The organism is Lentzea sp. NPDC092896 (genome assembly GCF_044754905.1).
GTDB lineage: Bacteria > Actinomycetota > Actinomycetes > Mycobacteriales > Pseudonocardiaceae > Lentzea.
Window position 1 is genome coordinate 272,415 of record NZ_JBIVPX010000007.1, and the last position, 25,576, is coordinate 297,990.

29 protein-coding genes are annotated in these 25,576 nt (G+C 69.6%); 15 read left to right on the forward strand and 14 right to left on the reverse strand.

The genetic code is table 11. The annotated features are described in order from the left end of the window. Positions 1-8: 8 nt before the first annotated feature. Positions 9-710, reverse strand: coding sequence for a VIT family protein (locus ACIQF0_RS31640; RefSeq protein ID WP_401035460.1), 702 nt, complete (start codon positions 708-710; stop codon positions 9-11). Between the two features lie 179 nt (positions 711-889). On the opposite strand from ACIQF0_RS31640, the gene ACIQF0_RS31645 reads away from it, so the two are divergent. After that, on the forward strand, positions 890-1,534 hold the full coding sequence (locus tag ACIQF0_RS31645; RefSeq protein ID WP_360034402.1) for a hypothetical protein: 645 nt from the start codon (positions 890-892) through the stop codon (positions 1,532-1,534). 214 nt (positions 1,535-1,748) lie between these two features. Then, entirely contained in the window at positions 1,749-2,066 is a 318-nt protein-coding gene (locus ACIQF0_RS31650; RefSeq protein ID WP_401035464.1) for an iron-sulfur cluster biosynthesis protein, read from the forward strand. A gap of 110 nt (positions 2,067-2,176) precedes the next feature. Here ACIQF0_RS31650 and ACIQF0_RS31655 read toward each other — a convergent pair whose 3' ends face one another. The 8 genes from ACIQF0_RS31655 to ACIQF0_RS31690 all read right to left on the reverse strand — a co-directional run bounded on the left by ACIQF0_RS31655 (position 2,177) and on the right by ACIQF0_RS31690 (position 8,354). Further along, positions 2,177-2,743: a LysM peptidoglycan-binding domain-containing protein gene (locus ACIQF0_RS31655; RefSeq protein WP_401035466.1), complete on the reverse strand. Its 567-nt coding sequence runs from the start codon at positions 2,741-2,743 to the stop codon at positions 2,177-2,179. A gap of 167 nt (positions 2,744-2,910) precedes the next feature. Further along, the gene (locus ACIQF0_RS31660; protein WP_401035468.1) at positions 2,911-3,855 is read right to left on the reverse strand and encodes an NlpC/P60 family protein; all 945 of its coding nucleotides are present in this window, start codon (positions 3,853-3,855) and stop codon (positions 2,911-2,913) included. Positions 3,856-4,119: 264 nt separating this feature from the next. Continuing rightward, positions 4,120-5,088: a C40 family peptidase gene (locus ACIQF0_RS31665; RefSeq protein WP_401035471.1), complete on the reverse strand. Its 969-nt coding sequence runs from the start codon at positions 5,086-5,088 to the stop codon at positions 4,120-4,122. Between the two features lie 64 nt (positions 5,089-5,152). Beyond that, entirely contained in the window at positions 5,153-5,305 is a 153-nt protein-coding gene (locus tag ACIQF0_RS31670) for a hypothetical protein (RefSeq protein ID WP_401035474.1), read from the reverse strand. 49 nt (positions 5,306-5,354) lie between these two features. Beyond that, entirely contained in the window at positions 5,355-5,672 is a 318-nt protein-coding gene (locus tag ACIQF0_RS31675) for a hypothetical protein (protein ID WP_319981111.1), read from the reverse strand. Between the two features lie 31 nt (positions 5,673-5,703). After that, positions 5,704-6,888, reverse strand: a complete 1,185-nt coding sequence (locus ACIQF0_RS31680; RefSeq protein ID WP_401035476.1) for an MFS transporter — start codon at positions 6,886-6,888, stop codon at positions 5,704-5,706. After that, positions 6,885-7,952, reverse strand: a complete 1,068-nt coding sequence (locus ACIQF0_RS31685) for a PLP-dependent cysteine synthase family protein (protein WP_401035479.1) — start codon at positions 7,950-7,952, stop codon at positions 6,885-6,887. Before ACIQF0_RS31685 ends, ACIQF0_RS31680 begins: the two co-directional genes overlap by 4 nt. A gap of 54 nt (positions 7,953-8,006) precedes the next feature. Next, on the reverse strand, positions 8,007-8,354 hold the full coding sequence (locus ACIQF0_RS31690; protein WP_401035482.1) for a hypothetical protein: 348 nt from the start codon (positions 8,352-8,354) through the stop codon (positions 8,007-8,009). Between the two features lie 78 nt (positions 8,355-8,432). Between ACIQF0_RS31690 and ACIQF0_RS31695 the strand changes: the two genes are divergently transcribed. The 5 genes from ACIQF0_RS31695 to ACIQF0_RS31715 are packed head-to-tail and all read left to right on the forward strand — an operon-like array spanning position 8,433 to position 12,989. Next, positions 8,433-9,425, forward strand: a complete 993-nt coding sequence (locus tag ACIQF0_RS31695; RefSeq protein WP_401035484.1) for an ABC transporter substrate-binding protein — start codon at positions 8,433-8,435, stop codon at positions 9,423-9,425. A gap of 4 nt (positions 9,426-9,429) precedes the next feature. Then, on the forward strand, positions 9,430-10,629 hold the full coding sequence (locus ACIQF0_RS31700; RefSeq protein ID WP_401035486.1) for an MFS transporter: 1,200 nt from the start codon (positions 9,430-9,432) through the stop codon (positions 10,627-10,629). Between the two features lie 12 nt (positions 10,630-10,641). Further along, positions 10,642-11,649 carry a hypothetical protein gene (locus ACIQF0_RS31705; RefSeq protein ID WP_401035489.1) on the forward strand — a complete coding sequence of 336 codons (1,008 nt, stop codon included), beginning with the start codon at positions 10,642-10,644 and terminating at the stop codon, positions 11,647-11,649. Between the two features lie 18 nt (positions 11,650-11,667). Then, positions 11,668-12,585, forward strand: a complete 918-nt coding sequence (gene pip, locus ACIQF0_RS31710; RefSeq protein WP_401035491.1) for a prolyl aminopeptidase — start codon at positions 11,668-11,670, stop codon at positions 12,583-12,585. Beyond that, on the forward strand, positions 12,582-12,989 hold the full coding sequence (locus tag ACIQF0_RS31715) for a DUF1992 domain-containing protein (RefSeq protein ID WP_401035493.1): 408 nt from the start codon (positions 12,582-12,584) through the stop codon (positions 12,987-12,989). Before pip ends, ACIQF0_RS31715 begins: the two co-directional genes overlap by 4 nt. On the opposite strand, the gene ACIQF0_RS31720 is transcribed toward ACIQF0_RS31715, so the two are convergent. Beyond that, a complete protein-coding gene (locus tag ACIQF0_RS31720) occupies positions 12,990-13,508 on the reverse strand; it encodes a lytic polysaccharide monooxygenase auxiliary activity family 9 protein (RefSeq protein ID WP_360034360.1) in 519 nt (172 codons plus the stop codon). It abuts the gene before it with no gap. A gap of 447 nt (positions 13,509-13,955) precedes the next feature. Between ACIQF0_RS31720 and ACIQF0_RS31725 the strand changes: the two genes are divergently transcribed. Continuing rightward, positions 13,956-15,980: an ATP-binding protein gene (locus ACIQF0_RS31725; protein WP_401035495.1), complete on the forward strand. Its 2,025-nt coding sequence runs from the start codon at positions 13,956-13,958 to the stop codon at positions 15,978-15,980. Continuing rightward, positions 15,977-17,104: a LuxR C-terminal-related transcriptional regulator gene (locus tag ACIQF0_RS31730; RefSeq protein ID WP_401035497.1), complete on the forward strand. Its 1,128-nt coding sequence runs from the start codon at positions 15,977-15,979 to the stop codon at positions 17,102-17,104. The genes ACIQF0_RS31725 and ACIQF0_RS31730 overlap by 4 nt, the downstream gene beginning before the upstream one ends. On the opposite strand, the gene ACIQF0_RS31735 is transcribed toward ACIQF0_RS31730, so the two are convergent. Next, positions 17,091-17,726, reverse strand: coding sequence for a DedA family protein (locus ACIQF0_RS31735; RefSeq protein WP_360034353.1), 636 nt, complete (start codon positions 17,724-17,726; stop codon positions 17,091-17,093). The genes ACIQF0_RS31730 and ACIQF0_RS31735 overlap by 14 nt on opposite strands. Before the next feature lie 23 nt (positions 17,727-17,749). On the opposite strand from ACIQF0_RS31735, the gene ACIQF0_RS31740 reads away from it, so the two are divergent. From ACIQF0_RS31740 to ACIQF0_RS31750, 3 genes are all read left to right on the forward strand, one after another. After that, entirely contained in the window at positions 17,750-18,541 is a 792-nt protein-coding gene (locus ACIQF0_RS31740) for a cytochrome c biogenesis CcdA family protein (RefSeq protein ID WP_401035500.1), read from the forward strand. A gap of 8 nt (positions 18,542-18,549) precedes the next feature. Then, a complete protein-coding gene (locus ACIQF0_RS31745) occupies positions 18,550-19,023 on the forward strand; it encodes a redoxin domain-containing protein (protein ID WP_360034347.1) in 474 nt (157 codons plus the stop codon). 155 nt (positions 19,024-19,178) lie between these two features. Next, positions 19,179-19,469, forward strand: a complete 291-nt coding sequence (locus ACIQF0_RS31750) for an HPF/RaiA family ribosome-associated protein (RefSeq protein WP_360034345.1) — start codon at positions 19,179-19,181, stop codon at positions 19,467-19,469. Positions 19,470-19,515: 46 nt separating this feature from the next. On the opposite strand, the gene ACIQF0_RS31755 is transcribed toward ACIQF0_RS31750, so the two are convergent. Next, positions 19,516-21,744 (reverse strand): PEP/pyruvate-binding domain-containing protein, encoded by a 2,229-nt coding sequence (locus tag ACIQF0_RS31755; protein WP_401035504.1) that lies wholly within the window; start codon positions 21,742-21,744, stop codon positions 19,516-19,518. 60 nt (positions 21,745-21,804) lie between these two features. Here ACIQF0_RS31755 and ACIQF0_RS31760 point away from each other — a divergent pair, with 60 nt between their 5' ends. Together ACIQF0_RS31760 and ACIQF0_RS31765 are read left to right on the forward strand one after the other, a co-directional pair. Next, the gene (locus ACIQF0_RS31760) at positions 21,805-22,152 is read left to right on the forward strand and encodes a YciI family protein (protein ID WP_401035506.1); all 348 of its coding nucleotides are present in this window, start codon (positions 21,805-21,807) and stop codon (positions 22,150-22,152) included. Continuing rightward, positions 22,152-23,339, forward strand: coding sequence for an RNA polymerase sigma factor (locus tag ACIQF0_RS31765; protein WP_401035508.1), 1,188 nt, complete (start codon positions 22,152-22,154; stop codon positions 23,337-23,339). The genes ACIQF0_RS31760 and ACIQF0_RS31765 overlap by 1 nt, the downstream gene beginning before the upstream one ends. On the opposite strand, the gene ACIQF0_RS31770 is transcribed toward ACIQF0_RS31765, so the two are convergent. Then, entirely contained in the window at positions 23,289-23,840 is a 552-nt protein-coding gene (locus tag ACIQF0_RS31770; RefSeq protein WP_401035511.1) for a copper resistance protein CopC, read from the reverse strand. The genes ACIQF0_RS31765 and ACIQF0_RS31770 overlap by 51 nt on opposite strands. Positions 23,841-23,865: 25 nt before the next feature. After that, a complete protein-coding gene (locus tag ACIQF0_RS31775) occupies positions 23,866-25,023 on the reverse strand; it encodes an MFS transporter (protein ID WP_401035513.1) in 1,158 nt (385 codons plus the stop codon). Between the two features lie 121 nt (positions 25,024-25,144). Here ACIQF0_RS31775 and ACIQF0_RS31780 point away from each other — a divergent pair, with 121 nt between their 5' ends. Further along, positions 25,145-25,540, forward strand: a complete 396-nt coding sequence (locus tag ACIQF0_RS31780) for an ATP-binding protein (protein ID WP_401035515.1) — start codon at positions 25,145-25,147, stop codon at positions 25,538-25,540. The last annotated feature ends 36 nt before the right edge of the window (positions 25,541-25,576 follow it).

Consider the following 25,576-nt stretch of genomic DNA (forward strand, 5'->3'; position numbering starts at 1 on the left):
GTTCGGCGTCATCCAATGCCTTGGCCCACCAGCGAACCGATCGCATAGGTGACGCCCATGGCGATCAGGCCGCCCACGACGTTGCGGACGACGGCACGCCGCTTGTCCGCGCCGCTGGGCCGGGCGCTGACGAAGCCGGTGAGGGCCAGGGCGAGGATCGCGGCGACGACGGTGACCGGCACGCGCAGGGTGGTGCTCGTGAACGCGATCGCGGCGAGGGGGAGCAACGCACCGATGGTGAACGCGATGAAGCTCGCGATGGCGGCGCCCCACGGGTTCGTCAGCTCGTCCGGGTCGATGTGCAGCTCGGCCTCGGCGTGGGCGGCCAGCGCGTCGTGCTTGGTGAGCTGCTTGGCGACTTCTTCAGCGGTCTGCGCGTCGAGGCCTTTGCCCTTGTAGATCTCCGTGAGCTCTTGGAGCTCCTGTTCCGGCATGTCCCGCAGCTCCGCGCGTTCCTGGGCGAGGAGGGCGCGTTCGGCGTCGCGCTGGCTGCTGACGGACACGTACTCGCCGCTGGCCATGGACATCGCGCCCGCGAACAGGCCGGCGAGGCCCGCGACGAGGATCTGGGCGCGGTCCGTGGTGGCTCCGGCGACGCCCACCACGAGGCTGGCGGTCGAGACGATGCCGTCGTTGGCGCCGAGGACTCCCGCGCGCAGCCAGTTCATCCGGTCGCCGGTGACCTCGTCATGGGGCTCGTGGTGGGTCATTCGCGCAGGTTAGCGCTGGGATCGCGGGGTGCCCGGCGACCACGCCGCCAACCCGGTCGGGCTCTGCTGAACGGGTGAGTTTTGCCTGGTCAGACGGTAGAGGTTCATTTTTTGTCAGACCCCCGTGGCATCCTGTCGAACAGGTGTTCGCAAGGCTTGCTGGAGGAGGTCAGTTTCCGATGCAGATCGAAGCCCGTCGCTGGCCAGGCCGCGTGGTTCCGTCCACCGACGCGGACGTGGACGTCGCCGTCGAGTCCCTGTGCGTGCGTGCCTCGTGGCCGGACGCCGACCGCCGCTGGGTCCGGCGCCTGCTCGAACCGTGGTTCACGGCGGGCTGGTGCGTCGACGCCCTGCTCGTGGCCATCGACAAGAAGCCGGACGGCACCCGCCAGGGCCGCCCTCGTTCGCGGGCCCAGGTGGCCCACGAGTTCCTGCGCGCCCGCCTGCGCACCTGGACGGCGGACGGCGCGGGCCTCGCCAAGCCGCCGCTGTCCGGCGTCTCGCTCGGCGAGTGGTACCGCGTGAACCGCCGCAACGCCGCACTGCACGCCCCGCGCCGCGCCACCGGCCTCACGTCGGACGGCGAGCGCGCACGGGCGGAGTCGCGCGCCCTGGCCCATCGGCGCGACCCGGTGGAGCGCAGCCGCGAGAAGGGGCGCCGCCGCCAGGAGGTGCTCGACAGCCTGCTCACGCCGGGCCAGGAGGTGCCGTCGTTCGCCGACTCGTGGAAGCTGGTCGCCGAGCTCGTGCCGGTGCCGCGGGTGTGCTCGGCCTGCGGGCACGTGCGCAACGAGGTGTCACGGCAGGCGCACCGCGTCGCGTGACGGGGTTGGTGGGCTGGGCGAGAGCCCTCGCGCAAGCCTGAGCACGTTGGTCCCGTGGCAGGTCCGCTGCGGGCCGCGAACGAGGTGGGTGTCGGTCCGGCACGTCCCGCCAGCCAGGCGGCAACGCCTGCTGCGGCCCGCTGACCTGGGATTTCGTCGATCGGTGATTGAGAACGGACCAGGCCGGGAACACGGAACGAGTTTCTTGTTTCCGATGTTAGGGGCCGACATGCTCGAAGTGACGCCGATGGCTGCCGAGGTCATCAACGAGCTGACCTCGCAGTCCGAAGGCACCACCGACGACACCGGCCTGCGCTTTGCCCTGGCCGCCGAGCAGAACAGCCAGGCCGCTCTGGAGCTGTCGCTGAGCCAGCCCGTCGACGGGGACGAGGTGGTGGCCGCGCCCGCCGGGGCCAAGGTCATCCTGGAGCCGGCCGCCGCCCAGTACCTGGAGGACAAGGTCCTCGACGTGCGCCAGGACGACGAGGGCAACCCGGCCTTCGCCATCGCGCGCCAGGAGCAGGCTGGCTGAGCAGAATTCTTGTTCAGGTGGAATCAGCGTGGATGACGCCTGACGTGCGAAACGGGCCGGACCTCCTCGGGGATGAGGGGATCCGGCCCGTTTCGTGAACAGCCCCGGAATCAGGGAATGGTCAGCACCTGACCGGGGTGGATGAGGTCCGGGTTCGAGATCCCGTTGGCGGACGCGATCTCGCCGTAGCGGTTGCCGTCACCGTAGAAGCGCTCGGCGATCGCCCACAGCGAGTCGCCACCCTCGACGGTGTAGGTCTGCACGGCCGGAGCGGCGGGCGCGGCCGGGGCCTCCTCGACCGGGGCCGGAGCCGGAGCGGCCGCCTCGGGGGTGGGCTGCGGCGAGTCGGTGTTGGTGTTGCTGGCCCACTTCGCGCTGCCGTCGGCGGCGAACACGACCAGGTTCCTGTCGTCCTGCAGGACCAGGCGCGAGCCCTCGTTGCCCTGGGTGCCGGTGGACCACACGGCGTTCTCGTCGCTCGTGTAGAGCACGAAGTTGCCGTCGTCCTGAAGGGCGGCCCGCACCGCGCCCTTGCCGTCGGTGCCGCTGGCCCACACCGTGCCGGAGTCCTGCGAGAGCACCAGGTTCCCGTCGGACTGCAGGGTCAGCACGTACCCGTTGACGCTCGTCAGCTGCTGGCCACGGGTGATTTCCTGCCCGGCTTGCAAGGTGTCCACTACAACGCTCCACTTCGGACGACGACGGCCGCCCGAAACGGCGGCGCCCGAAGCGGAACCTAGTCAAGGCGGGCCCGTCCCGCAGGGCCACGAAAGCACGTGCACCCGAGGGAGTGAAAAACGCCCCCTGCCCGGAGGGGCAAGGGGCGTTCGACAGGAACTGAAGGTCAGCCCTCGATGCGGCGGATGACCGAGATCGGGCCGATCGAGTCGATGTCGGCGATCTTCACCGGCACACCCTCGGTCGACGCGTGCACGGCGCGAATGCCGTCCACCGCCATCGCCACGTGGGACTGGCTCGAGTAGTAGACGATGATGTCGCCGGCCTTGACCTCGCTACGGCTGACCGAGCGACCGGCGGCCGCCTGGGCGTAGCTGGTGCGGCCGATGGACACACCCGCGGAGGCGTACGCCTTCTGGATCAGCGACGAGCAGTCCCACGAGTCCGGGCCGTTGGAGCCGTAGACGTAGGGCTCGCCGCGCTGGTCGAGTGCGAACTGCAGCGCCCGGCCCGCCGTGCCCGCCGGCACGTTGATGTTCGACATGTCGCCGGACGCGGCCAGCTGGTTCTTCACCGAGGAGCTGAGCGACCGGTACTGGGTCTGCGCCTCGGCGAGCTGCTTGTCGAGATCGGTCTTCTTCTGGTCCATCTCGGCGAGGAGCTTCTTCGACGTCTCGGTCGCCTCGTTGGCCGACTTCGTCGCCGCGTCGGCCTTGTTGACCGCGTCGGTCAGCTTCTGCAGGGCGTCCGCGTTGTCGGCCGCGAGGATGTTGATGGCCGACATGCGGTTGAGGAAGTCCTGCTGCGAGTCGCTCACCAGCAGCGCGGAGATCTGGCTGAAGTTCGCGCCCGAGTTGGTGGCCTCGGTGAGGAGGTCGACCTGACCGCGGAGGGCCTCCTCGGCCTTCTGGGCCTCGGCCAGGTCACCCTTGGCCTTGTCCAGTTCACCCTGCTTGGCCTTCAGGTCGTCCTGGGCCTTGAGGTGGTCCTGGTTGAGCTTGGACGCCTGCTCGGACAGCTCGTTGTACTTCTTGAGCGCGTCCGCGGCGTTGGGCTGTGCGGTGGCCGGCGCCGTGGGGAGTGTTGCCGCGACGACGGCAGCCGTCGCCACGAGTGCTCCACGCACGATGCGGCGTGAGGGTTGCGACACCACGTCGCGGGTCCTCCTTTTTCCTGGCAGTCGCCCGCGAGAACTACTCCGCGTAAGGCGACAACCTTGGCGTGTGCCCCGAGTGGGTTAACTGCTGGGCCGAAGGTCTCGGACAGGTTACGGAATGACCTTGCCTTCGTCCAGCACCAGGTTCCTCAGCAGTTCACCTGGAGGCACGCTCTCACAGTGGTCCACGTGGGTTTATCGCGGGGTGGGAGAGAAGCGTCACCCGACAACCCGGCGAATCACCGAAATGGGGCCGATCGAGTCGATGTTCGCGATCTTCACCGGAACGCCCTCGGTGGACGCGTGCACCGCGCGGGTGCCGTCCACGGCCATGGCCACATGCGACTGACCTGCGTAGTAGATGATGAGGTCGCCGGGCGCGACCTCGCCGCGACCCACGCCTCGGCCGACCTTCGCCTGGTCGTAGGTGACGCGCGGAATGGACACCCCCGCGGCGCGGTAGGCGGCCTGCATCAGCGACGAGCAGTCCCACGAGTTGGGTCCGTTCGAACCGAACACGTACGGCTTGCCCTGCTCGCCCAGCGCGAAGGTGAGCGCGACGCCGGCCGCACCCGCGGGCGCGTTCACGGTGACCTTGGGGCCGGTGCTGGCCAGTGTCTGCTTCTGCGGCGCGGACAACGACTGGTACTTCGTCCGCGCGGTCGACACCTGCTGCTCCATGGCGACCTTGCGGGTGGACACGTCGGCGGCGAACTTCTCCGCGGCCGACGCGGCGGTGGCGGCGTCAGTACGCGCCTTCGTGGCCGCGGCCAGCGTGGCGTTCATGCGCGACACCGCCTCGTTCTGGTCGGCGGCGATGATGTTCATGGCCTGCATGCGTTCCAGGAAGTCCTGCTGGGACGACGAGGTCAGGAACGCCGACAGGTCGTTGAGCCGGGCGCCCTCGAACGTCGCCTCGGTCAGCGTGTCGACCTGGCCGCGGAACTGCTCCGACTCGGCCAGCGCCTTCTTCTCCGCCTCGGTGGCGGCGACCACGATCCCGTTCGCCCTCGACAAGTCGCCCTGCGCCTTGAGGTGGTCCTGGCTGAGCTTCTCGGCCTCTCGCGTCAGGTCGTTGTAGACCTTCAACGCGTCGTCGGCGGGTTGCGCGTGCGCCGAAGGCATCGACACCACCGTCGCGGCGATCACGGCGGCCAAAGCGGTAGTCCTTGCAGCACGGCCGGGCACGCGGCCTCCTCAGGAGTCGGAATGCGGCTTCTGAGGAGGCGTACGGCCGAACGGGCGCAGGGGTTCAGTCGAGGTCGACGAGCGGTCCGCCGACGACGAGCACGGGACCGTCGAACTCGACGTCCACGAGCTCGTCGGCGAGTGCGGGCGACGCGGTCACCAGCGCGACTCCCGCGGTGGCGGCCAGAACAGTGGCGATGCGTGAGGAAATAGACACGAAGAGCAACATATTGGACCAAAAGGGCAATTCGGTCGGTGTCACCCGATCAGGCGGCCCGGTGTGCCTCGATCGAGGCACGGCACGCGGCGAGCAGACGGGCGGTGGCGGCGCTGCCCCCGTGTCCGCAACGGGGGCAGCGCATCGCGACGGCACCGGCGAGCTCGTCGACCACGACGCCCAGCGGCGAGTCGCAGCCACGGCACCAGCGGTGCCGCGTGACCGGGTTGACGTGCACGGGCGACGACACGCACTGATGGATCCACCTGCCGTGCACGTGGCAGGTCAGCCGGTCGTCGGGCGCCAGGACGCCGTCGTCCTCCGCGTGGTCCTCCTCGACCAGTGTGGCGATGAGCGTGGCGATCATGGCGACCCTCCGATCCGGAACCTTCCTTCTGCTAGGACGTCGAACCGGCGACCGCGGAATCGACACGGGCCGCCAACTTCTTCAACGCCCACGCGCACCCGAGTCCCAGCGCCGTGAGCACGAGCCACGGCACCCACGGCACACCAGCACGCGCGGCGGCGTCGAACCCGACGCCGGTGAGCAGGTTGCCGAGCAGGATCCCGACGCCCACGACCGTGTTGTAGAGGCTGTAGTGCGTCGCCACGAGCCGGTCGCCCGACAACGAGACGATCTTGTCCATCTCGAACGGGAACACCACCATCGTGCCCAGTGCGAGCAGGGCCGCGCACAGCACCAGCCCGGTCCAGCCGCCGTGGATCGCGGGCAGGAACGCCAGGCCCAGCACCGCCATCCCGGCGGCCAGCGACCGGTCGGGTCCGAGCCGGGCACGCGCCCACGCCGTCACCCGCAGCTGTCCCGCCACCGCCAGCACGCCCGACACCGCGAACAGCACGGCGGTCAGCACCGCCGACCCCGAGGCCAGCGGCAGCGCCAGGTAGACCTGGAACGACAGCACGTACGAGCCGGTCATCGCGAGCGCGAACAGCACGAACCGCCGGTTCGAGAAGACCAGCCGCCAGTCCGCGAGCACCGAGTCCCCGGACGGCGAACCGGCCCGCGCGGGCAGCGACCGCCACTGCAACACCGTCAGCACGAGGAACACGAAGGCCGCGACCAGGCACGTGAGCCGGAAGTCCACGGCCGTCAACGCCAGCCCGACCAACGGCCCCACCAGGATTCCGGTCTGGTAGAAGACGTTGAACAACGCGAACGCCTCCACGCGCCGTGGCCCGGCATCAGCGGCCACGTACGCCCGCACGGCAGGGTTGAACAACGCCCCGGCGAACCCGGTGGCCGCCGAGGCGATCACCAGCGCCGGCAGCCCGTCCACCAGCCCGAGCAACGCGAACCCGCCGGTCCGCAACGCGCAGCCCGCCACGATCAAAGGCTTGTACCCCAGGCGGTCCGCCAGCGTCCCGCCGATCAGGAACATGCCCTGCTGCGCGAAGTTCCGCACCCCCAGGACGAGTCCGACGGCCCATCCGGCCAGCGCCAGCGTCACCGACAGGTGCGAGGCGAGGTACGGCATCAACATGTAGAAGCCCACGTTGATGCTGAACTGGTTGAGCAGCAACAACTGCACGCTGCGGTCGAACGAGCGGAACTGCGCGATCACGCCGTCACCGCCAGAGGGTCCACAACGGACCGGCACATGCTCCACGACAGCACTTCGCGTTCTCCCACCGAGGAGATCTCGACCGGATCCACGGCGGGAACCACGTCCATCAGGCCGTGGGCAGCGCAGTACTCGTCACTGAACACCGTGTCGAAGTAGCGCTGCGGCCCGTCCGGGAACACCGCGGCGATCCGCGTGCCGGGCGGGGAGGTCCTGGCCAGCCAGGACGCCACCAGGGCGACCGCGCCGACGCTCCAGCCGCCGCTCGCGTAGTGCCGCGAGGCCAGCGCCCGGCACGCCCACACCGCCTCGCCGGGGTTCACCCAGTGCACCTGGTCGAACGCCGGGTAGTCGACGTTGCGCGGGAAGATGCTCGACCCGAGCCCGCGCATCAGCCGGGTCCGCGCGGGCTGGCCGAAGATCGTCGACCCGATCGTGTCGACGCCGACCAGCCGTAACGCCGGGAAGTGCTGACGCAGCACCGAAGCGACCCCGGCGGAGTGGCCGCCGGTGCCCACCGCGCACACCAGCACGTCGACATGGCCGAGCTGCGCGGCCAGTTCGTGCGCGAGCGGCGCGTACCCGGCCACGTTGTCCGGGTTGTTGTACTGGTCGGGGCAGTAGGCGCCGGGCAGCTCCGAGAGCAACGCCGCCACGCGTTCGCGCCGTGCCTCCTGCCAGCCTCCGGTCGGATGTGGACTCTCCACGAGGTCCACGGTCGCACCGTAGGCGCGCAGCATCCGCCGGATGATCGGTTCCAGGCCGGGATCGGTCACGAGCGTCACGGGAATGCCGTGCACGACCCCGGCGAGCGCCAGGCCGAGACCGAGCGTGCCGCTGGTCGACTCCACGACGTGGCCGCCGGGCAGGAGGTCACCGCGGTCCAGCGCGCGGCCGATCATGTGCAGGGCGGCGCGGTCCTTCATGCCACCGCCGGGGTTGGCGCTCTCCAGCTTCGCCCAGAAACCGGTGGGGGAGGTGCGGGAGAGTTCGTCGATCCAGAGCACCGGAGTGTTGCCGACGATGCCCGCGGGCGTGTTTTCGCGCAGCACGGGAACAGACATGGGGATTCCTCGAAAGAGTGTGGTGACAGGCCGATGTCGGGGGCGGGGGCCGGCCTAGGTTCGAGAGATCCCGAGGTCGAGCAACAAGGTGCGCCCCGAACTCACGTGCTCGGAGCGCCGCGGACACGACCGCGTTCTGACGGCGGGACGCGCGACGGGCTCGGCGGCCACGACCGGCACGACGGGGGCGAAGGGACTCGCCTGGACGGCGGCCTGCGCGGGAGCGGCGGCCGACAGGTGGTGCGTGTCGCCGTGGTGGCAGAACTCGCCGGAGATGCCGGGGGTGAACGCGCCGTGGTGGGTGGGCTCCGGCGGACAGGCCGGGTGGAGCACGAACACCGCGACCAACATCAGTGCGACGACGACGGCGAAACGACGCCCTGTCGTCAGTTGGCTCCGCACGGTGACCAACCTACCGCACATTCCCGGTTCCGGAACTCTCTTGATAGGTTAGGCAAGCCTAAATCAGGAGGTGGACAGGTGCGCAGGACAGTCGCCGCGGTTCTGCTGCTCGGCCTAGTGGCCGGGTGCGGTGGAAACGCTCCCACGGAGCAGGGAAGTGGCCAGTGGTCCTTCAAGGACGATCGCGGTAAGGAGGTCACCGCGCCCAAGCGTCCGGAACGCGTCGTCGCGCAGGTGTCCGCCGCGGGCGCCCTCAAGGACTACGGCATCAACGTCGTCGGCACGTTCGGCCCGCTCAAGCGCGCGGACGGCACGACCGACCCGGAGGCGGGCAGCATCGACCCGAGCCAGGTCACCGACGTCACCGGCCCCGGCTACGGCGAGATCGACTTCGAGAAGTTCGCCGCGCTGAACGCCGACCTGGTCGTCGCCGGCTACTACCCCGAGGTCTCCGGACTCTGGCACCTCACCGCCGAGTTCGAGGAGAAGGTCTCCAAGATCGCCCCGACGGTCGGCATCGGCCAGTCGAAGATCCAGCTGCCGGACGGCGTGAAGCGCTTCAAGGAGCTCGCGAAGTCACTCGGTGCCGACGTCGACTCGGCAAAGGTGAAGGCTGACGAGGAAGCGTTCACCAAGGCCTCCGAGCGGCTCAAGGTGATCGGCAAGAAGATGACGGACGCCAAGCAGAAGATCCAGGTCATCGGCGCGGACCCGAAGCTCTTCTACGTCGCCGTGCCCGCCCGCAACCCGGACCTCGACTGGTACGTCAAGGAGCTCGGCCTGCCGCTGCTCACGCCGGACAAGCCCGACACCGAGGGCGGCGGCTACTTCCAGTCGCTGTCGTGGGAGAACTCCGGCACGTACAAAGAGCACGTGATCATGTGGGACACCCGCCAGCACGTGCTCAGCCCGGAGAAGATGAAGGAGGGCCACCCGGTCTTCCAGGGCCTGCCCGCCGTGCAGGCCGGCCGGTTCGTCGAGTGGAACGCGGTCGCCCCGCTGAGCTACTCCTCCTACGCCGGGATCATGAACAAATTGGCTGACCAGCTCGACCAGGTGTTGGCAAAGTAGCCATGTGCTGACGCTTCTGAAGGAAAACGGCCCGTTGCGCGTGCTCAGCACCGCACGGGTCGTTTCTGTTGTGGGGGACGCGCTCAGCCTCGTCACGCTGATGGTGCACGTGCAGTCCGTGCTGGGGAAAGCGATCGCGGTGGCGGCGCTGCTGCTCGTGGGCGACTTCGCGCCGTCGTTGCTCAGTCCGCTGACCGGGGTGATCAGCGACAGGTTCGACCGGCGCACCGTCATGATCGTCTGCGAGGTCGCGCAGGGCGTGCTGCTGGCGGTCATCGCGTTCACGCTGCCGCCGCTGCCGATCCTGCTCGCACTGGTGGGGGTGCGGGCCGTGATCGGGCAGATCTTCATCCCCGCCTCGCGGGCGGCGGTGCCGAGCCTGGTCGCGGAGAAGGACCTCGCGCAGGCGAACACCGCGCTGGGCCTCGGATCCAACAGCGCCGACGTCATCGGGCCGTTCCTCGCGGCCGTGCTGCTGCAGTTCATGGACACCCGCGGCGTGCTGCTCGTGGACGCGGTCTCGTTCGGTCTGTCGGCGTTGTTGTTGCTGCGCCTGCCGAAACTCGTCGTACCGGCCGAGCCGGGGGAGACGGTGTTCACCGACGTGAAGGCCGGCGTGAGCGAGATCTGGCGCAACCGGGCGTTGCGGATCGTCTTCCTGGGCTTCTGCGGTGTCGTCGCGTGCACCGCCATCGACGACGTCGCGGTGCTGCAGCTGACGATGGGCGTGTTCGGCGAGTCGGAGAGCGTGGCCGGTGTCGTCCTCGGCGCGGTCGGCATTGGTCTGCTCCTCGGCTACGCGTTGCTGGCCAGGGGATCGGCACGGTGGAGCATGGTCACCTTGCTCGTCACCGGGTTCCTGATCAGCAGCGCCGGCAACCTGTTCACCGGCCTGGCGTGGGGCGTCGCGTCGGCGTTCGCGCTGCAAGCCGTGCGGGGACTGGGAATCGCGGCGATGGACGTCGCGCACAGCACGTTGGTCCAGCGGCTCGTACCGGGTGATCGAACGGGCAGGGTGTTCGGCAACTTCTACGGCGGGATCGGTGTGGCGGCAGCGGTTTCGTACATCGTCGGTGGTCTGCTCATCGACGTCGTCGGCCCGCGGCTGATCCTCGTGCTGGCGGGTGGTGCGGGGGTTTTGGTGACGTTGTGGGTGGTTGCCGCTTCACGGGCAAGAGGTGTTGAGTGGGAATCAGCCTCTTGAGGGGAGAAGGCGATGTGGGGGAAACGCATTGCTGTTCTTGCTGTTTCGTTGTTGCTGACCGGATTGACCGCTTCCGTCGCGCAGGCGGGCACCGGGGTCGTGCCCGCGTCGACGTCGTGGCCCGCCGCTGACCGCGGCTGGGTGCTGGGCCTCGACACCCTGTGCCAGACCGCGAACTGCCCGCAGCTCGTCCGCACGCTCGACGGCGGGGCGTCGTGGACGAGGGTGAAGACCCCGGCGCTGTCCGTGCCGGAGACCGACCGGCTGCGGGTGCTCTTCGCGAACGACGCGGCGGGCATGGTGACCGACGGCGAGCAGCTGTTCGTCACCAGCAACGGCGGCACGCGCTGGGAACCGTCCGGCATCAAGGGAACCGTTGGCGCGCTGGGCTTCGACGACTCCGGGTTCCTCGCGGTGATCTACGACGGCACGTCGTCGCGGCTGTTCCACCGCGAGCTGTGGTTCGGCTCGTGGCAACCGGTTCCCGGCGTCGAGGTCAAGGGCCAGTCACGCGGGGAGATCGCTCCCGGTCAGGTCTCGCTGTCGACGATCGGTGTGGAGAACCGGTACTGGACCCGGTCTCCGGCGGGCTGGCTGGAGCAGCCGGCGCCGTGCACCGAGTTCTCGGCGACCCGGCTCGGCACGGTCGGCGCCGACCGCTATGCGTTGTGCAGCTTCGATCCCGGCTTCGGGAACATGACGAAGGAACTGCGCCAGGCCTCGGGCAGCGGGCCGTTCAAGACCGTCAGCGTGCCGCCGCGCGAGGGCATCACGACGGGCTTCGCGGTGTCACCGGAGGCGGCGCTGGTGGCCGCGACCGGGCGCGACTGGTCGTTCGTGCACCGCGGACTCGGCGCGAAGTGGGACACGCCGCTCACGCTCGGCGGATCGCCGTTCGAGGACCTGGCGTTCTCGGACTCGCGGCACGCCACGCTGGTGCGCGGTGGACCCGGCCACGAGTTCGCCGAGGTCTACCGGTCGGATGACGCCGGTCTGACCTGGAAGGCGCTGTCGGTGTAGCTCGGTACGCTCGAATTCATGGAGCCCTGCGAACACGGCATGCTCGACGTCGGTGACGGCAACCAGGTCTACTGGGAGATCGTCGGCGATCCCGACGGCAAGCCTGCCGTGTTCCTCCACGGCGGACCGGGCGCGCCGTCGAAGGGCGCGCGGAAGTCGCTCGACGCCGAGAAGTTCCGCATCGTGATCTTCCACCAGCGCGGGTGTGGTCAGAGCACACCGCACGCCGGTGACCCGGCGGCGGACATGAGCGTCAACACCACCGAGCACCTGATCGCCGACATGGAGAAGCTCCGCGAGCACCTCGGCATCGAGAAGTGGTTGCTGTACGGCGGTTCCTGGGGCACCACGCTCGCGGTCGCCTACGCGCAACGGCATCCCGAGCGCGTCTCCGAGATGATCCTCATCGCGGTGACGATGTCGTCCGAACGTGAGCTGGAGTGGCTGTACAAGGGCGTTTCGCGGTTCTTCCCCGAGGCGTGGGCCCGCTACAGCGCGTACGTCGGCGATCCTGAGGACGTTGTCCGGGCGTACGCCGAACTGATGGAGAGCCCCGACCGCGAGGTGCGGGAGAAGGCGGCGATCGCGTGGTCCGAATGGGAGGACACGGTGCTCTCGTTCGAGAGCTTCGGCACCCCGAACCTGTTCATGGACAAGGCTTCCGACGACATGATCGCGTTCGTGCGGATCTGCGCGCACTACTACGCGAACCACGGGTTCGTGGACGACCTGCTGGGCAACGTGGGCAAGCTCGCCGGCATCCCGGCGGCGTTGATCCACGGACGCCGTGACATGAGCTGCCCGGCGGACACGGCCTACGAACTGGCGCGGGGGTGGCCGGACGCCGAGCTGACCCTCGTGGACGACAGTGGCCACAAGGGCAGCCCCGCCCTCCGAGAGGCGATCGGGGCCGCGGTCAGGAGGTTCTCCCCGTGACACAACGGAAACCGCCCGGGATGGGGTTCGAGTCGTGGATCGACAGGCAGATCCGCGAAGCCCAGGAACGCGGTGAGTTCGACGACCTGCCGGGCGCCGGAAAACCGTTGCCCGGCGCGGGAGAAGCGCTCGAAGAGGACTGGTGGATCAAGAGGAAGGTCCGGGAGGAAGAGGGCAGTGCAGGGTTGCCCCCTTCCCTGGTGCTGCGCAGGCGGGCCGAGACCGCCAGGGCCCGCGCCCTGGCGGCCACGACCGACGAGGAAGCGCGCTCGATCATCGAGCGGATGAACGCGGAGATCCTCGACGCGCTGCGGAAACCGTTGTCCGGTCCGCCGTTGAACCTGATGCCGTTCGACGTCGACGTGCTGCTGCGTGAGAGGAAGGGGACCTCACGCGGTCAGTGATCAGCTCGCGTTGATGTCGATGCACGAGTAGAACGCGTTGGAGGTGTCGCCGATGTTCCACACCGCCAGGACCTTGTGCCGGCCGGCGGAGCCCACGTTGACGGTGTGCGACACGGTCGCCGGCGGCTGCTGGTTGTTGCCGCTGAAGTTCGCGACCTTGCGGCCGTCGACGAAGTAGTCGTAGTCACGCGTGCGGTGGCGGGCGGTGAACGTCCAGTTGAACGTCACCGAACGGCCGGTGTTGGCGACCTTCCAGCCCTTGTTGTCGTTGCTCAGCACCGAGAACTGCGACAGGTTGGCGTGGCAGCTCTGCAGGCCCTTCGGACCCTCGACGGACTGCGGCTCCCACTGGATGGCACCGCAGTCCTTCACGGCGCCGCTGGCGCACTGCGCCTGACGGCTGGCAGGCGAGTTGATGTAGCCGTGCGCGAACGCCGTGCCGCTGGGGAGTGCCACGACGATCAACGGTGCAGCGAGAACGCCGGCCATGGCGGCCGTAACCTTGCGTCCAATCTTCATGTGTCTTCCTTTGCCTTGATGTGTGCGTACTCCCGTTACATCGCGGCGGCGATTGAAGGTCTAGACCATACCGCGCGTAATCGCGGTGCCACAAGGTGTGTCCGATAGATCAGTCAGGTAAGTGATTACCGCTCAACTTCGTACAAGCGCGAAATATCGGTCAAAAGTGAGCGAAGTCGTTGGGTTCTGTGCGACTTCACGCTCGATGAGGGGGCTTCGCGCGTGCGGTCGTGGGCTTGTGCGGGTTCCCGGTTCGCACGGCGCGGACCGGGACGCGGACCGGAATCTCGGTGGCAACTCGACGGAGCGTGAAGTCGCCGTCTCAGCACGCGGCCGGGTCTGTCCCCGCCGGGGAAGGTGTTTGCGCAGTTCACGTCGGTCTGTGAGCTGAACTGCAATTGTCGGCCGTCATTTCTTCGGATTGCATTCGCACTTAGAATCGCGCCCATGTCGTGGTCGATGAACTCGCGCACTCGTCTGGTGGGACGGGAACGCGAGCTGACCACCGTGCGACGGCTGCTGCGGCGGCACCGGCTGGTGACGCTCGCCGGGCCCGGCGGCGCGGGGAAGTCGCGGCTGGCGGCCGAACTGTGCCCCTCCGGCCCCGTCGTCGAGCTGGAGTCCGTGCACCGGCCCGACCTGCTGTGGCACGTGATCGCGTTCTCGCTGAACGTGTGGGAGGAGCCGGGTTCGCCACTGCACGCGACCGTCGTCCGCGCGCTGGCCGAGCACCGGTTGCTGGTGCTGGACAACTGCGAGCACCTGATCCACGAGGCCGCCTCGGCGGTGGCCGAGCTGCTGGCCGGATGTCCGCGCCTGCGTGTGCTGGTGACGAGCCGGGAACCTCTCGACCTGGCCGGCGAGATGTGCGTCGAGGTCGGTCCGCTGTCTCCCGCGGACGCCCGGCAGATGTTCGTCGAGTGCGGCGGCGCTCCGGAACTCGCCGACGCGGTGCACGACCACCTGCCGCTGGCGATCGAACTGGCCGCCGCCCGGACCGACGTGCCCGCGCGGCACCGCACGCTCGACGCCGTGATCAGGTGGAGCTACGACCTGCTGGCACCGGCCGAGCAGGCCGCGTTGCGCCGGCTCTCCTGCATGATCGGCGACTTCGACCTCGACCTGGCCGCCGCGGTGTGCGGCGACCCGGCGGAGGTCGTGCAGCTGATGGCTTCCTTGCGCGCCAAGTCCTTGGTGGTGCGCACGCCGTCGTCCTCCGGCGCGCGGTTCCGGATGCTCGAGTCGATCCGCCTGTTCGGCCTGGCGCGGCTGCGGGAGAGCGGCGAGGACGCGGTGACGTTCGAGCGGCTGGTCGACCACCTGATCCGCGCGATCGGTGAGATCGCGGCGGCACCGATGATCGAGAACAACACGGAAACGTGGCTGGCGAGCCAGGAACACCAGTTGCTGCACGCCGTGGAACGCGTTCCACGCACCGACCCGCGGCACACGTGGCTCGTCGCGGGCGTCGTGCACATCTGGTACCTGCGTGGCTCGTACAGCGAGGCGATGCGGATGGCCTGCGCGGCCCTGACGCACGGCCCGTTGACGTCGCACTCGGAGATGCTGCTCTTCCGCGCGGCGTGGCTCGCGGGCTTCACGGGTGACGAAGTGGCGGCGCTGCGGTTCGCGGAGGCACTGGTGGCGCACCCGGCCATGAGCCAGCCGGTGTGGGAGGCGCGGGGCTGGAACACGTTGGGGTACGCGCGTGGGGCCAACTCCGATCTCGCGGGTGCCCGCGCGGCCAACGAACGGTCGGTGGCTGTGGCGCGGAGCCTCGGTGATCCGAGCCTGCTGATGACCTTCCTCAACAACCACGCCTGGCTCCTGATGCGCCTGGGCGACCTTCCCGGCGCGCTCGCGGCCGCCCTGGAGTCGCTCTCGCTGGGAGTCCTGGACGGTTTCCGCCTGATGGCCTCCCGGCACACCGCCGGCGTGATCGCGTTGGCGGCGGGCGACGTCGACCAGGCCGAGCACCACTTCGCGATCGCTCTGCGGGTCGGCGCCCCCGAGTCGCTGGCGCAGGCCGGTGTGCTGGAAGGACTGGGCGTCGTGGCGGCCCGCAGGGGAGACGCCGACCGCGCCGTGGTGCTGATGGCCGCCGCGGCCGCCACCCGCAGGTCCGGTGGTTCCCGGCAGGAGGAGCCGTGGAACCACATGGTGTCGGACGCCCGCGAGCTCGCGCTGTCGTCGGCGGGGCCGCGGCGGGTGTCGCAGGCCTGGCGGCTGGGGGAGCGGCTCGACCAGGCGGGGCTGACGGCGTACGTGAACTCGGGCCGCCGGGACGAACCGCTGACCGTGCGGCAGCAGCAGATCGCCGACCTCGTGGTGGAGGGGCTGACCAACCCGGAGATCGCGGTGCGGCTGGGGATCTCGACCGGGACCGTGCGGTCGCACGTGACGCAGATGTTGTCGCGGCTGGGACTGAGCTCGCGGACCCAGCTCGCGGCACGAACGGCGCGGGCACGGTGACGTGCGAGGTCTGCGGGGCCGCGCTCACCACCTCCGCCAAGTACTGCTCCAGCGCCTGCCGGCAGCGCGCCTACCGCCGCCGCGCCGCCCGCGACGTCGTCCCGGCCTCGCCACGCCTGGACACGTTCGTCGGCCGCGCCACGGAACTGACCGAGCTCACCAAACTGCTGGCACGCAACAGGATCGTCACCGTCACCGGGCCGCCCGGCGTCGGCAAGTCCCGGCTGGTGCACGAGGCGGTCGCGAACCGGCGGCACGTCCTGGTGATCGAGCTCGCGGACGTCACCAGGGTCCCTGACCTGCTCGCGGACGCCCCTGAACCCGGTCTGCTGGTGCTGGACGGCTGCGAGCCCGTGCTGGCCGACTGCGTGCGCCTCATCGCCAGGCATCCCGCGCTCCGCGTCCTCGCGACGAGCCGGGAGCCGCTGAACGTGCCGGGAGAGCAGGAGTACCGGCTGGGGCCCCTCGGGCAGCACGACGCGAAGCGGCTGTTCAGCGACCGCGCGACGGCGCTCGACAGCGAGTTCGACGAGAGCGCCGCACTGCTGGAAACCGCGTGCGAGCGGCTGGACCGGTTGCCGCTGGCGCTCGAACTCGCGGCACGGCTGGTGCGCGTGCTGACGCTGGACGAGATCGTGGCACGCCTGGACGACCGGTTCGCCGTCCTCACCACCGGCCCGCGCGACGCCCCGGCGCACCACCGGTCGTTGCACGCGGCGATCGACCGCAGCTACGCGTTGCTGACCTCGGCCGAGAAGATCGCGCTGCACACGTTCGCGCTGAGCCCCGGCACCGTCGATCCCGTGATGGCGCAACGACTTCAGGCGCGGTCACTGCTCGAAGCCGACTTCACCATGCTCGAGTCGGTGCGGCAGTTCGCCCTGCCGGGAGTGCGGATCACCACGCCACGCCCGCAGACCGAACCGGAGCAGGCCGCGCCGTCGTGGCGCGACGAACGGCTGCTGCGCGTCGCGGCGATGGTCGCGGAAGGACTGACGAACAAGCAGATCGCGGACGGACTGCACGTGTCGCTGCGGACCGTGGAGGCCGACGTGCGCGACCTCAAGTCCGTGCTGGGTGTGCGATCGCGCGCCCAGATCGCGGCCTGGACTACACAGGCGTGACTTCTTCTTCTGACTTTTCAGCAGCCTTCGCGAGCCGGCGCTTCACGATGAAAACGCCCGCGACGCCGAAGACCACGGCGATGGCCAGGCCCGCGTAGGAGAAACCCTTCAACCACTTCTCGGCCACCACGCCGAGGTAGTAGACGGCCGCCGCCGTGCCGCCCGCCCACACGATGCCGCCCAGGGCGTTCGCCACCAGGAACTTGCCGTAGCTCATGTGCATCGACCCGGCCAGCGGTCCGGCGAGAATGCGCAGCAGTGCCACGAACCGGCCGAAGAACACGGCCCACGCGCCGCGTTTCTGGAACACCTTCCTGGCGTGGTCGAGCTGCGTTTCCCCGAAGTGCTTGGGGAATTTCCGGCCCATCCACGCGAACAACCGCGGTCCGCCGCGCCGCCCGATGAGGTAGCCGAAGTTGTCGCCGATGATGGCGCCCGCGCTCGCCCACACACCGATCCACAACGGGCTCAGGTGGTCGTGCTGCGACGCCATCAGCGAGGCCGTGACCAGCACGATCTCGCCTGGCAACGGGATGCCGAGCGATTCGAAGCCGATCACCAGGCCGACGATCACGTACACGAGCAGAGGTGGGATGGCTTCGAGCCACTGTTCGATCGGCACCTGGCAACTCTAACCTCACGCCCGTGAACGAGCTTGCGTTAGCGGTCGTCGCGGGAATGGTGGCCACGGTCAACCCGTGCGGATTCGCGATGCTGCCCGCCTATTTGGCGTTGGTGGCACGGGACAGCCCGGCACGGGCCTTTATGTCCGGTTTGGTGATGACAGCCGGATTTGTCACTTTCTTCGGCGCGTTCGGCGTTCTGGTCAGTCCGGTGGCCGCGACCCTCAAGCGCTACCTGCCGTTCGTGACGGTCGTGATCGGGCTCGTGATGGTCGTCGTCGGGGTGCTCCTGCTGCTCGGCAAGGACCTCTACGTCCGGCTGCCGAAACTCCAAGCAGCACCCAAGAGCCTTTGGTCCATGTACGGCTACGGCATCGCGTTCGCCATCGCCTCTCTCTCGTGCGCGATCGGCCCGTTCCTCGCATTGGTGGGCGCATCGCTGCAGACGGGCATCGCGGCGTTCCTCGCCTACGCGCTCGGCATGGGGCTCATCGTCACCGTCCTGGCGGTCGCGGGTTCGGCGCTCGCACCGCACATCAGGAAGCTGCTGCCCCACGTCGGTCGCATCGGCGGCGCGGTGCTGGTGGCGGTCGGTGCGTACGTGACCTACTACGGCGTCTACGAACTGCGGTTGTTCCTGGCCGGCGGCAGCGCGATCGACCCGGTCGTGCGGGGCGCGGGACGGTTCCAGAACACGCTCGTGCAGATCGTGGCGGCGCTCGGGCCGTGGCCGTTCGTGGTCGTGCTCGCGATCGTCGGTGCCTGGTGGCTGAACCGGAGGAGGCGCAAGGCCGTACGCCCAGACAGGAGGTGAGGAGCCGAATGCGCATCCTCGGACTGCTGCTAGGGATCCTTCTGCTCACCGGCTGCGCGGAGAAGGCGCCGCCGCCGGAGAAGTTCCAGTTCACGGCCCAGACGCTGGACGGCGCGGAGTTCCGCGGCGACAAGCTCGTGGGACAGCCCGCCGTGCTGTGGTTCTGGACGCCGTGGTGCCCGTCCTGCAACGCCGAGGCGGAGACGGTCGACGCGATGGCCAAGCGGCACAACAAGGTCCAGTTCGTCGGCGTGGCCGCGGAGGACCAGCTCGACGCCATGAAGAAGTTCGTGGGCGACCACAAGATGACCGGGTTCCCGCACCTGGCCGATCTGGACGGCGCGGTGTGGAAGCGGTTCGGCGTCACCGCGCAGCCGACGTTCGCGTTCGTGGGCACCGACGGCTCCGTGGAACTGCTCACCGGATCGCCCACCGAGGAGCAGCTCGACCAGCGAGTTTCTGCTTTGATGCCAAAGGTTTGATCTGGTGACACAACTAGGTCCGGCAGCCGCACCATTCTCTCAGTAGAAAGACCCTGCGCTGTCGGGACCAACGCCTGGTTCGGCGTTGCGATCGGATTCGTATCGTCGAACTGGCCTCGTGGCGGTGCCGCGCGGCCTTGAGGAGGCAGGTGTCGATGGACTACATCCAGGTCTCGCTCGCGGAGGCCATTCCCGAGCAGGCCAGGGACTACGCGTCCGCGCGAATCGGCTCGCTGGAGGAGTACGCGCCGGACCGGGTCGACTTCGCGTGGGTCAACCTGACCTCGGACAAGTCGGTGATCCACGCGCACGCCCGGCTCGACCTCAAGTGGGTCGAGGTGCAGGCGTACGCGGAGGGCCACACGGTCACCGAGGTGATCGACCTGGTGCGGGAACGCATGCGGCGTCAGCTCGTCTCGATGCACGGCGTCCCCGCGCACAACTGACCTCGTCGAACAGAACCCACCACTCGGCGGCGGACGGGTGGTGGGTTCACCGCACCTTCTTCACGGTTCCCCGCGCGCCGTCGACCTGGACGACGTCCCCGGTGGCGATCCGGGTCGTCGCGTTGCCACAGCCCACCACCGCCGGAATTCCCAGCTCCCGCGCCACGATCGCCGCGTGCGACAAGGGCGCGCCCACGTCGGTCACCACGGCGGCGGCACGGGTGAAGAGCGGCGTCCAGCCGACGTTCGTCACCGCGGTCACGAGGATCTCGCCCGGTTCCAGCGCCCTGCCCTCCTCGATCCGGGTGAGCACGCGCGCCACTCCCTCGACGACGCCCGCCGAGCCGGGGAACCCGGTGACGTCCGACGGCACGGGCACGTCCGCGGTCGCGTCGTAGAGGTCGGCCCGCCGGTCCGGCGAGGCGGCCCAGGACTCCGGGTCGAACCGGCCGCGGATCACGGCGGGATAGGGCGGCAGCGCGCGATAACGCTCGTAGGCCTGCCGTTGCGCGGGAACCCGTGCCAGCAACGAGGTCTCGCCGCCCAGCACGCGCAGCACGTCGTCGATCGGCAGGAAGAACAGGTCGTCACCGGACGTCGTCAGCTCCCCGCCCCGCAGCACGAACGCCCGCATCACCCAGAACGCGCGCACCATCTCCGACCGGGCCTGCTCACGTGCCCGCGCCCCGGCACCGATCTTCGCCAACCGCCGTTCGACCCGGTCCGCCTGCCGCGGATGTGCCGCCACCAGCCGTTCCCAGGCGGCTGCCCGCGCCGCCGCCTGCCGTCGCAGCAACGCGACCGGATCCGCCAGCGCGTCCAGCTGCGTCGCGATCCACGTCGGCGCCTCGGCGGGACGCGGCAGGGAGACCTCGAACTCGTTGTGGGACCGATGCCCCCACTCCTGCGCGTACGCCTTCCAGTCCAGCTCTCCCGAACGCACCCGCGCCAGCCCGAGCAACGGCCCCACGCTCGAGAGCCCGGCGCCCGCGTGGAACCCGGTCAGCAACGTGGCCGCGTCCTCCTCGCCGACCAGCGCCACGAGCTCGCGCCGGAACGCCACCGGCCCGCCGCCGATCATTCGCGCACCGGCGTCGAGGATCGGGCACACGAACCGCAACAGCCGGTCGAGATCGTTGCGCCACAAGGCGAGCAACGCGTCCGGCGTGGCACAGGCGGCGATCGCCTGGCGCGCGGCGGTACAACGCGCGGGGTTGTCGCGGACCAGCCGCGGCAGCCTCGTCCGGTAGAGGAACTGCTGCTTGAGAGGCCCGCCGGCACCCCGCAGCACCGCGCCGAGGATCGCCGCCCGTGACATCGGCAGCGGCGGCACGGTCACGCCGGCCGGGATGCGCCCGAACGTCTCCTCACCCGAACGCCGCATCTCCTCCGCCCTGCCGATGGCGGTGCCGACCGCGGTGTAGGTGCTGATGTTGAGGTAGAAGCGGCCGCCGATGTTCCCGGAGATCCGGTGCGGCCCGATCGCCACGCTCGACAGCACCTTCACCAGCGACCACGTCACCGGCGTCATCACCTCGGGGATGGCCTCGCCGACGTTGCCGTTGGACCACAGGTAGTCGCCGTCGAGGGTGTCGTTCCACTCGACCCGCAACGCCGTGATCGGCCGCGCCTGAAGGATCTGGAACCCGTCGCCGGTCAGCGCCCACTCGACGTCCATCGGCGTCCCGTACAGCGCCTCGATCCGCCGGCCCAGCGCGATCAGCGTGGCCATCTGATCGCCGGACAACAGGTCCGCCGGGTTCTCCTCACCGCTGACCAGCGCCTCACCGAGCCCGCGCACCGCGTTGACGACCGGCTCGGCCCGCCCGGTCACCGGATCTGCCGTGAACAGCACGCCGGACACCTCCGCCGGCACCATCCGCTGCACGACGACCGCCATCTCGGCCGAGGAGATCCCGTTGCGCTCGCGGTAGGCGACGGCCCGTTCGGACCGCAGCGAGTCCCAGCACCGCAGGACCGCGTCGAACAGCCCGTCCTCGGACACGTTCAGCACGGTGTCGTGCTGCCCGGCGAACGACAGGCCCGGCAGGTCCTCCGCGGTGGCCGACGACCGCACCGCCACCGGCCCGCCCAGGTCCCGGAACGCCTCCAGCACGCCCTCCATCGACCGCTCGCGGTAGGCGCGGGTCGTGAGGTGGAACCCGGCCGGCACCGGCAGTCCCGCCCGGACGAGCCTCGCCAGCGACGCGCCCTTGCCCCCGGCCGCCGCCAGAACCGCTCGCGAGTCGTCGAGCGGGAGGATCAACGGGATCATGTCGCCATAGTCGTCGAAACGGCCCGCCCTCGTTCGTACAAAGGGTGAAAGGAGACCACCATGACGCAGAAGTACCTGCTCAGCATCTATCAGCCCGACGGTGAGACCCCTCCACCCGAGGTGCTCGACCCGATCATGGAGAACCTGAACGCGCTCAACGAGGAGATGCGGGCGAAGGGCGCGTGGGTGTTCGCCGTCGGCCTGCACCCGCCGACGACCGCGACCGTGCTCAGGGCGAAGGACGACGACGTGCTCCTGACGGACGGACCGTTCACCGAGGGCAAGGAGCACATCGGCGGCTTCACGATCATCCAGGCCGCCGACCTCGACGAGGCGCTCGACTGGGGCCGGCGGCTCGCGGGCGTGCTGAGCCCGTTGTCGATCGAGGTCAGGCCGATCGCGTTCTGATGATCGAGGAGATCTTCCGGGCCGAGTACGGCCGTGCGGTGTCCGTCCTGACCCGCGTCCTCGGCGACATCGACCTCGCCGAGGAGGCGGTGCAGGACGCCTTCGCCACGGCCGTGCGGCGGTGGCCGGTGGACGGCGTTCCACCGGCCCCCGCGGGCTGGATCATCACGACGGCCCGCAACCGCGCGATCGACCGGTTGCGCCGTGAGGCCAAGGGCCAGGAGAAGCACGCGCAGGCGGAACTGCTGAACCACGAACCGGAAGTGCGGGAGGTGGGGGACGTGGCCGACGACCAGTTGCGGCTGATCTTCACCTGCTGCCACCCGTCGCTGGCGTTGCAGGCCCAGGTCGCGCTGACGCTGAAACTGCTCGGCGGGCTGACGACGGCGGAGATCGCCAGGGCGTTCCTGGTGCCCGAACCCACGATGGCGCAACGGATCGTGCGGGCGAAGGGCAAGATCCGCGCGGCCCGCATCCCGTACCGGGTGCCGCGCGACGCCGACCTGCCCGAACGTCTCAAGGCAGTGCTCGCCGTCGTCTACCTGATCTTCAACGAGGGCTGGCTGGACAAGCCGGAACTCGCGGACGAGGCGATTCGGCTCGGTCGCGTGCTCGCCGAGCTCATGCCGGACGAGCCCGAGGTGTGGGGGCTGCTCGCGTTGATGCTGCTCGTCGCGTCACGCCGGGAGGCACGGCTGCGCGACGGCGGGATCGTCCTGCTCGAAGACCAGGACAGGGCGTTGTGGAACGCGGATCTCGTCGCGGAGGGGCAGGACGTCGTGCGCCGCTGCCTGCGCTGGAACCGGCCGGGCCCGTACCAGATCCAGGCCGCGATCAACGCCGTGCACAGCGACCCGCCGACCGACTGGCACCAGGTCGTCGCGCTGTACGACCAGCTGATGGCCATCGCGCCAAGCCCTGTCGTGGCACTGCATCGCGCCGTGGCGATCGCCGAAACGCACGGCCCGGCGGCGGCGTTGCTCGAAGTCGAAGTGCTCGACCTCGACCGCTACCACCTGTTCCACGCCGTGCGCGCGGATCTGTTGCAACGGCTCGGCGAGGACCCGACCGCGGCGCTGGAGGCCGCGCTGGACCGGGCCGAACACCCGGCCGAACGCGAACTCCTGCGCGAGCGGCTACGGCTTGCGGCGGCTGACCAGCAGGACCACGCCGACGACGCCCACTAGCCCGACCAGGAGCCACACCCAGATCGGCACGCCACCGGAGTCCTGCGCGGTCGAGGTCGACGGGGGAGCGTTCGACACCGTCGCGCTCGCCGTCACCGACGACGGCGGGGCGGCGGACGACGAGGGCTGCGCCGCGACCGCCATCGTGAAGGCGAACGTGCCGGACACGGTGTCACCGTCGTCGGACTTGGCCGACCAGGCGATCGTGTGCGCGCCGGCCTTGGCCGAGGACGCGTCGATCTTCGCCGTGATGGTCTTGTCGACGGCGTGCACCTCGGTGACCGGCACCTTGGCACCGTCCGGTCCCGTGACGGTGATCGCGTCCCCGTCCGGCAGCGCGATGGCCTCGCTGAACACCAGCTCGACCTGTTTCGGCGGGGCGTCGAGGGCCGCGCCGGACGCCGGGGTGCTGCTCTTGAGCTCGGCGTGGGCCTGTGCGGGGACGACCATGGCCGTCGCGGCGAGCAGTGCCAGCACGAGAGCGCTGAAGTAACGCGTCACGTGCGCAGCGTAATGGCTCTGTCGATCAGTGCGGCAGGCTCGAATCCCGTGGTGCGGCCGGCACGAGCGACAACCCGGCGGCGAGCACCGCGGCCAGTCCCGCGGCGATCACCGGCGCGAGCGGCTCCACGTCGTAGAGCAGCGCGCTCAGCACGGGCCCGGCGATGAACGTCAGCCCGCCCGTCGCGGTGACCAGTCCGGCCATCAGACCCTGGCGGCCGGACCCGACGCCGAGCGAGGCCGTCGCGCCGAACCCGGTGATCGCGAGACCGATTCCCAGCGACACCACCAGGAACGCGAGCGACATCAGCGCCGACGACGGCGCGACCGCGAGCAGCGCGCAGCCGGCCACCGCGACCGGCGACCCGATCCGCAGCAGCCGGGCGGGGGACCACTTCAGCAACGGCACGAGCAGGCCCTGCGCCAGCAGAAGCCCGATGCCGGACGCGAGCAGCAGCCCTTCGACGGCGCCCGAGCGGTCCGCGGCGAGGTACACGACGACGGTCTGCAGGATCGCGAGCGACAGGTACAGCAGGAACCCGGCCCCGAAGGCCGGCACCAGTTCCAGCGGCCGGACCTCGACCGGCTCCGCGGAGCGTTCGACCGGCTTGACGGTGACCAGCACCAGAACCGCGACCAGCAGGGCGATCACGGGCGCCACGTACAGCGGCAGCCACAGGGACGCCACCGCGAGCACACCCACGGCCACCGGGCCGAGCACGATGCCCAATCCCTGTGCGGCACCGACGAAGCCGATGGCTCGGGTGCGATCGTCAACGCCATGGGTCGAGAGGCCCGCGACGGCGAGCGCGGCGACGAGCACTGAGGCGAGTCCAGCGCCGAACAGCAGGCCGCGGAACACCAGCACCAGCACGAACGCGAGGCCGGGCGTCAGCGTCTCGTCGAGGGCGAACGCCACCGCGGCGGCGAAACCGGCCGGTCCGGCCACGCACAGGGCGAGCCCGGCGACCAGCACGGGACGCACTCCGGCGGCGTCGAGCAGCAGTCCCCAGAGCGGACTCGCCAGCGTGGTCACCGCGGACGCGACCGTGAACACCAGGCTCAGCTGGGTCACGGTGAGCGAGAGCTCCTGGGCCAGCGGAGCGACGACCGAGGTGAGCAGTTGGTGCAACGAGTAGATGACCAGCACTGCGACCAGCAAGGGCGGCAAGGATCTGGGCACGCGGTTCCCCCTGGAGTTGCGGCGGCGCCGTGAGAGTAGTTCAACCACGTGAACGGTTGGTTTGGCCACTGATGCAGTCGGGTATCCGGCGCTCTAACTGATCATCTGACCGAGGAGCGGTTTGGCGCGCGACCAGGCAGCGAGGACGGGCGAGACGGCGAACCTGCCCCTGGGCAGGCAGCGGCCGTCACTCGCGGCCGTCCGGCGCTGGGTGCGGCTGGAACTGATGGGCGAGGACACCGACGCCGTCGCCGACGTGTTGCTGGTGGTGAACGAACTGGTCAGCAACGCGTACCGGTACACATCAGAGCCGTCGTTCTTGCGCGTCGTCGTGGAAGAGCAGAGGATCCGAGTCGAGATCGAGCACAACGCCAACGCCCATCCGCCGTTGCGCAAGGTGTCCCGTCCGCAGCGCGGGTACGGCCTGGTCCTGGTGGCCCGGCTGTCCGATCGCTGGGGCGTGGACAGGGCTCTCGGCGGCACCGTGGTCTGGGCCGATCTCCCGAGGACGTCATGAGTCAATTTCGATGGGTTTCGATGTACGCGCTCCGGG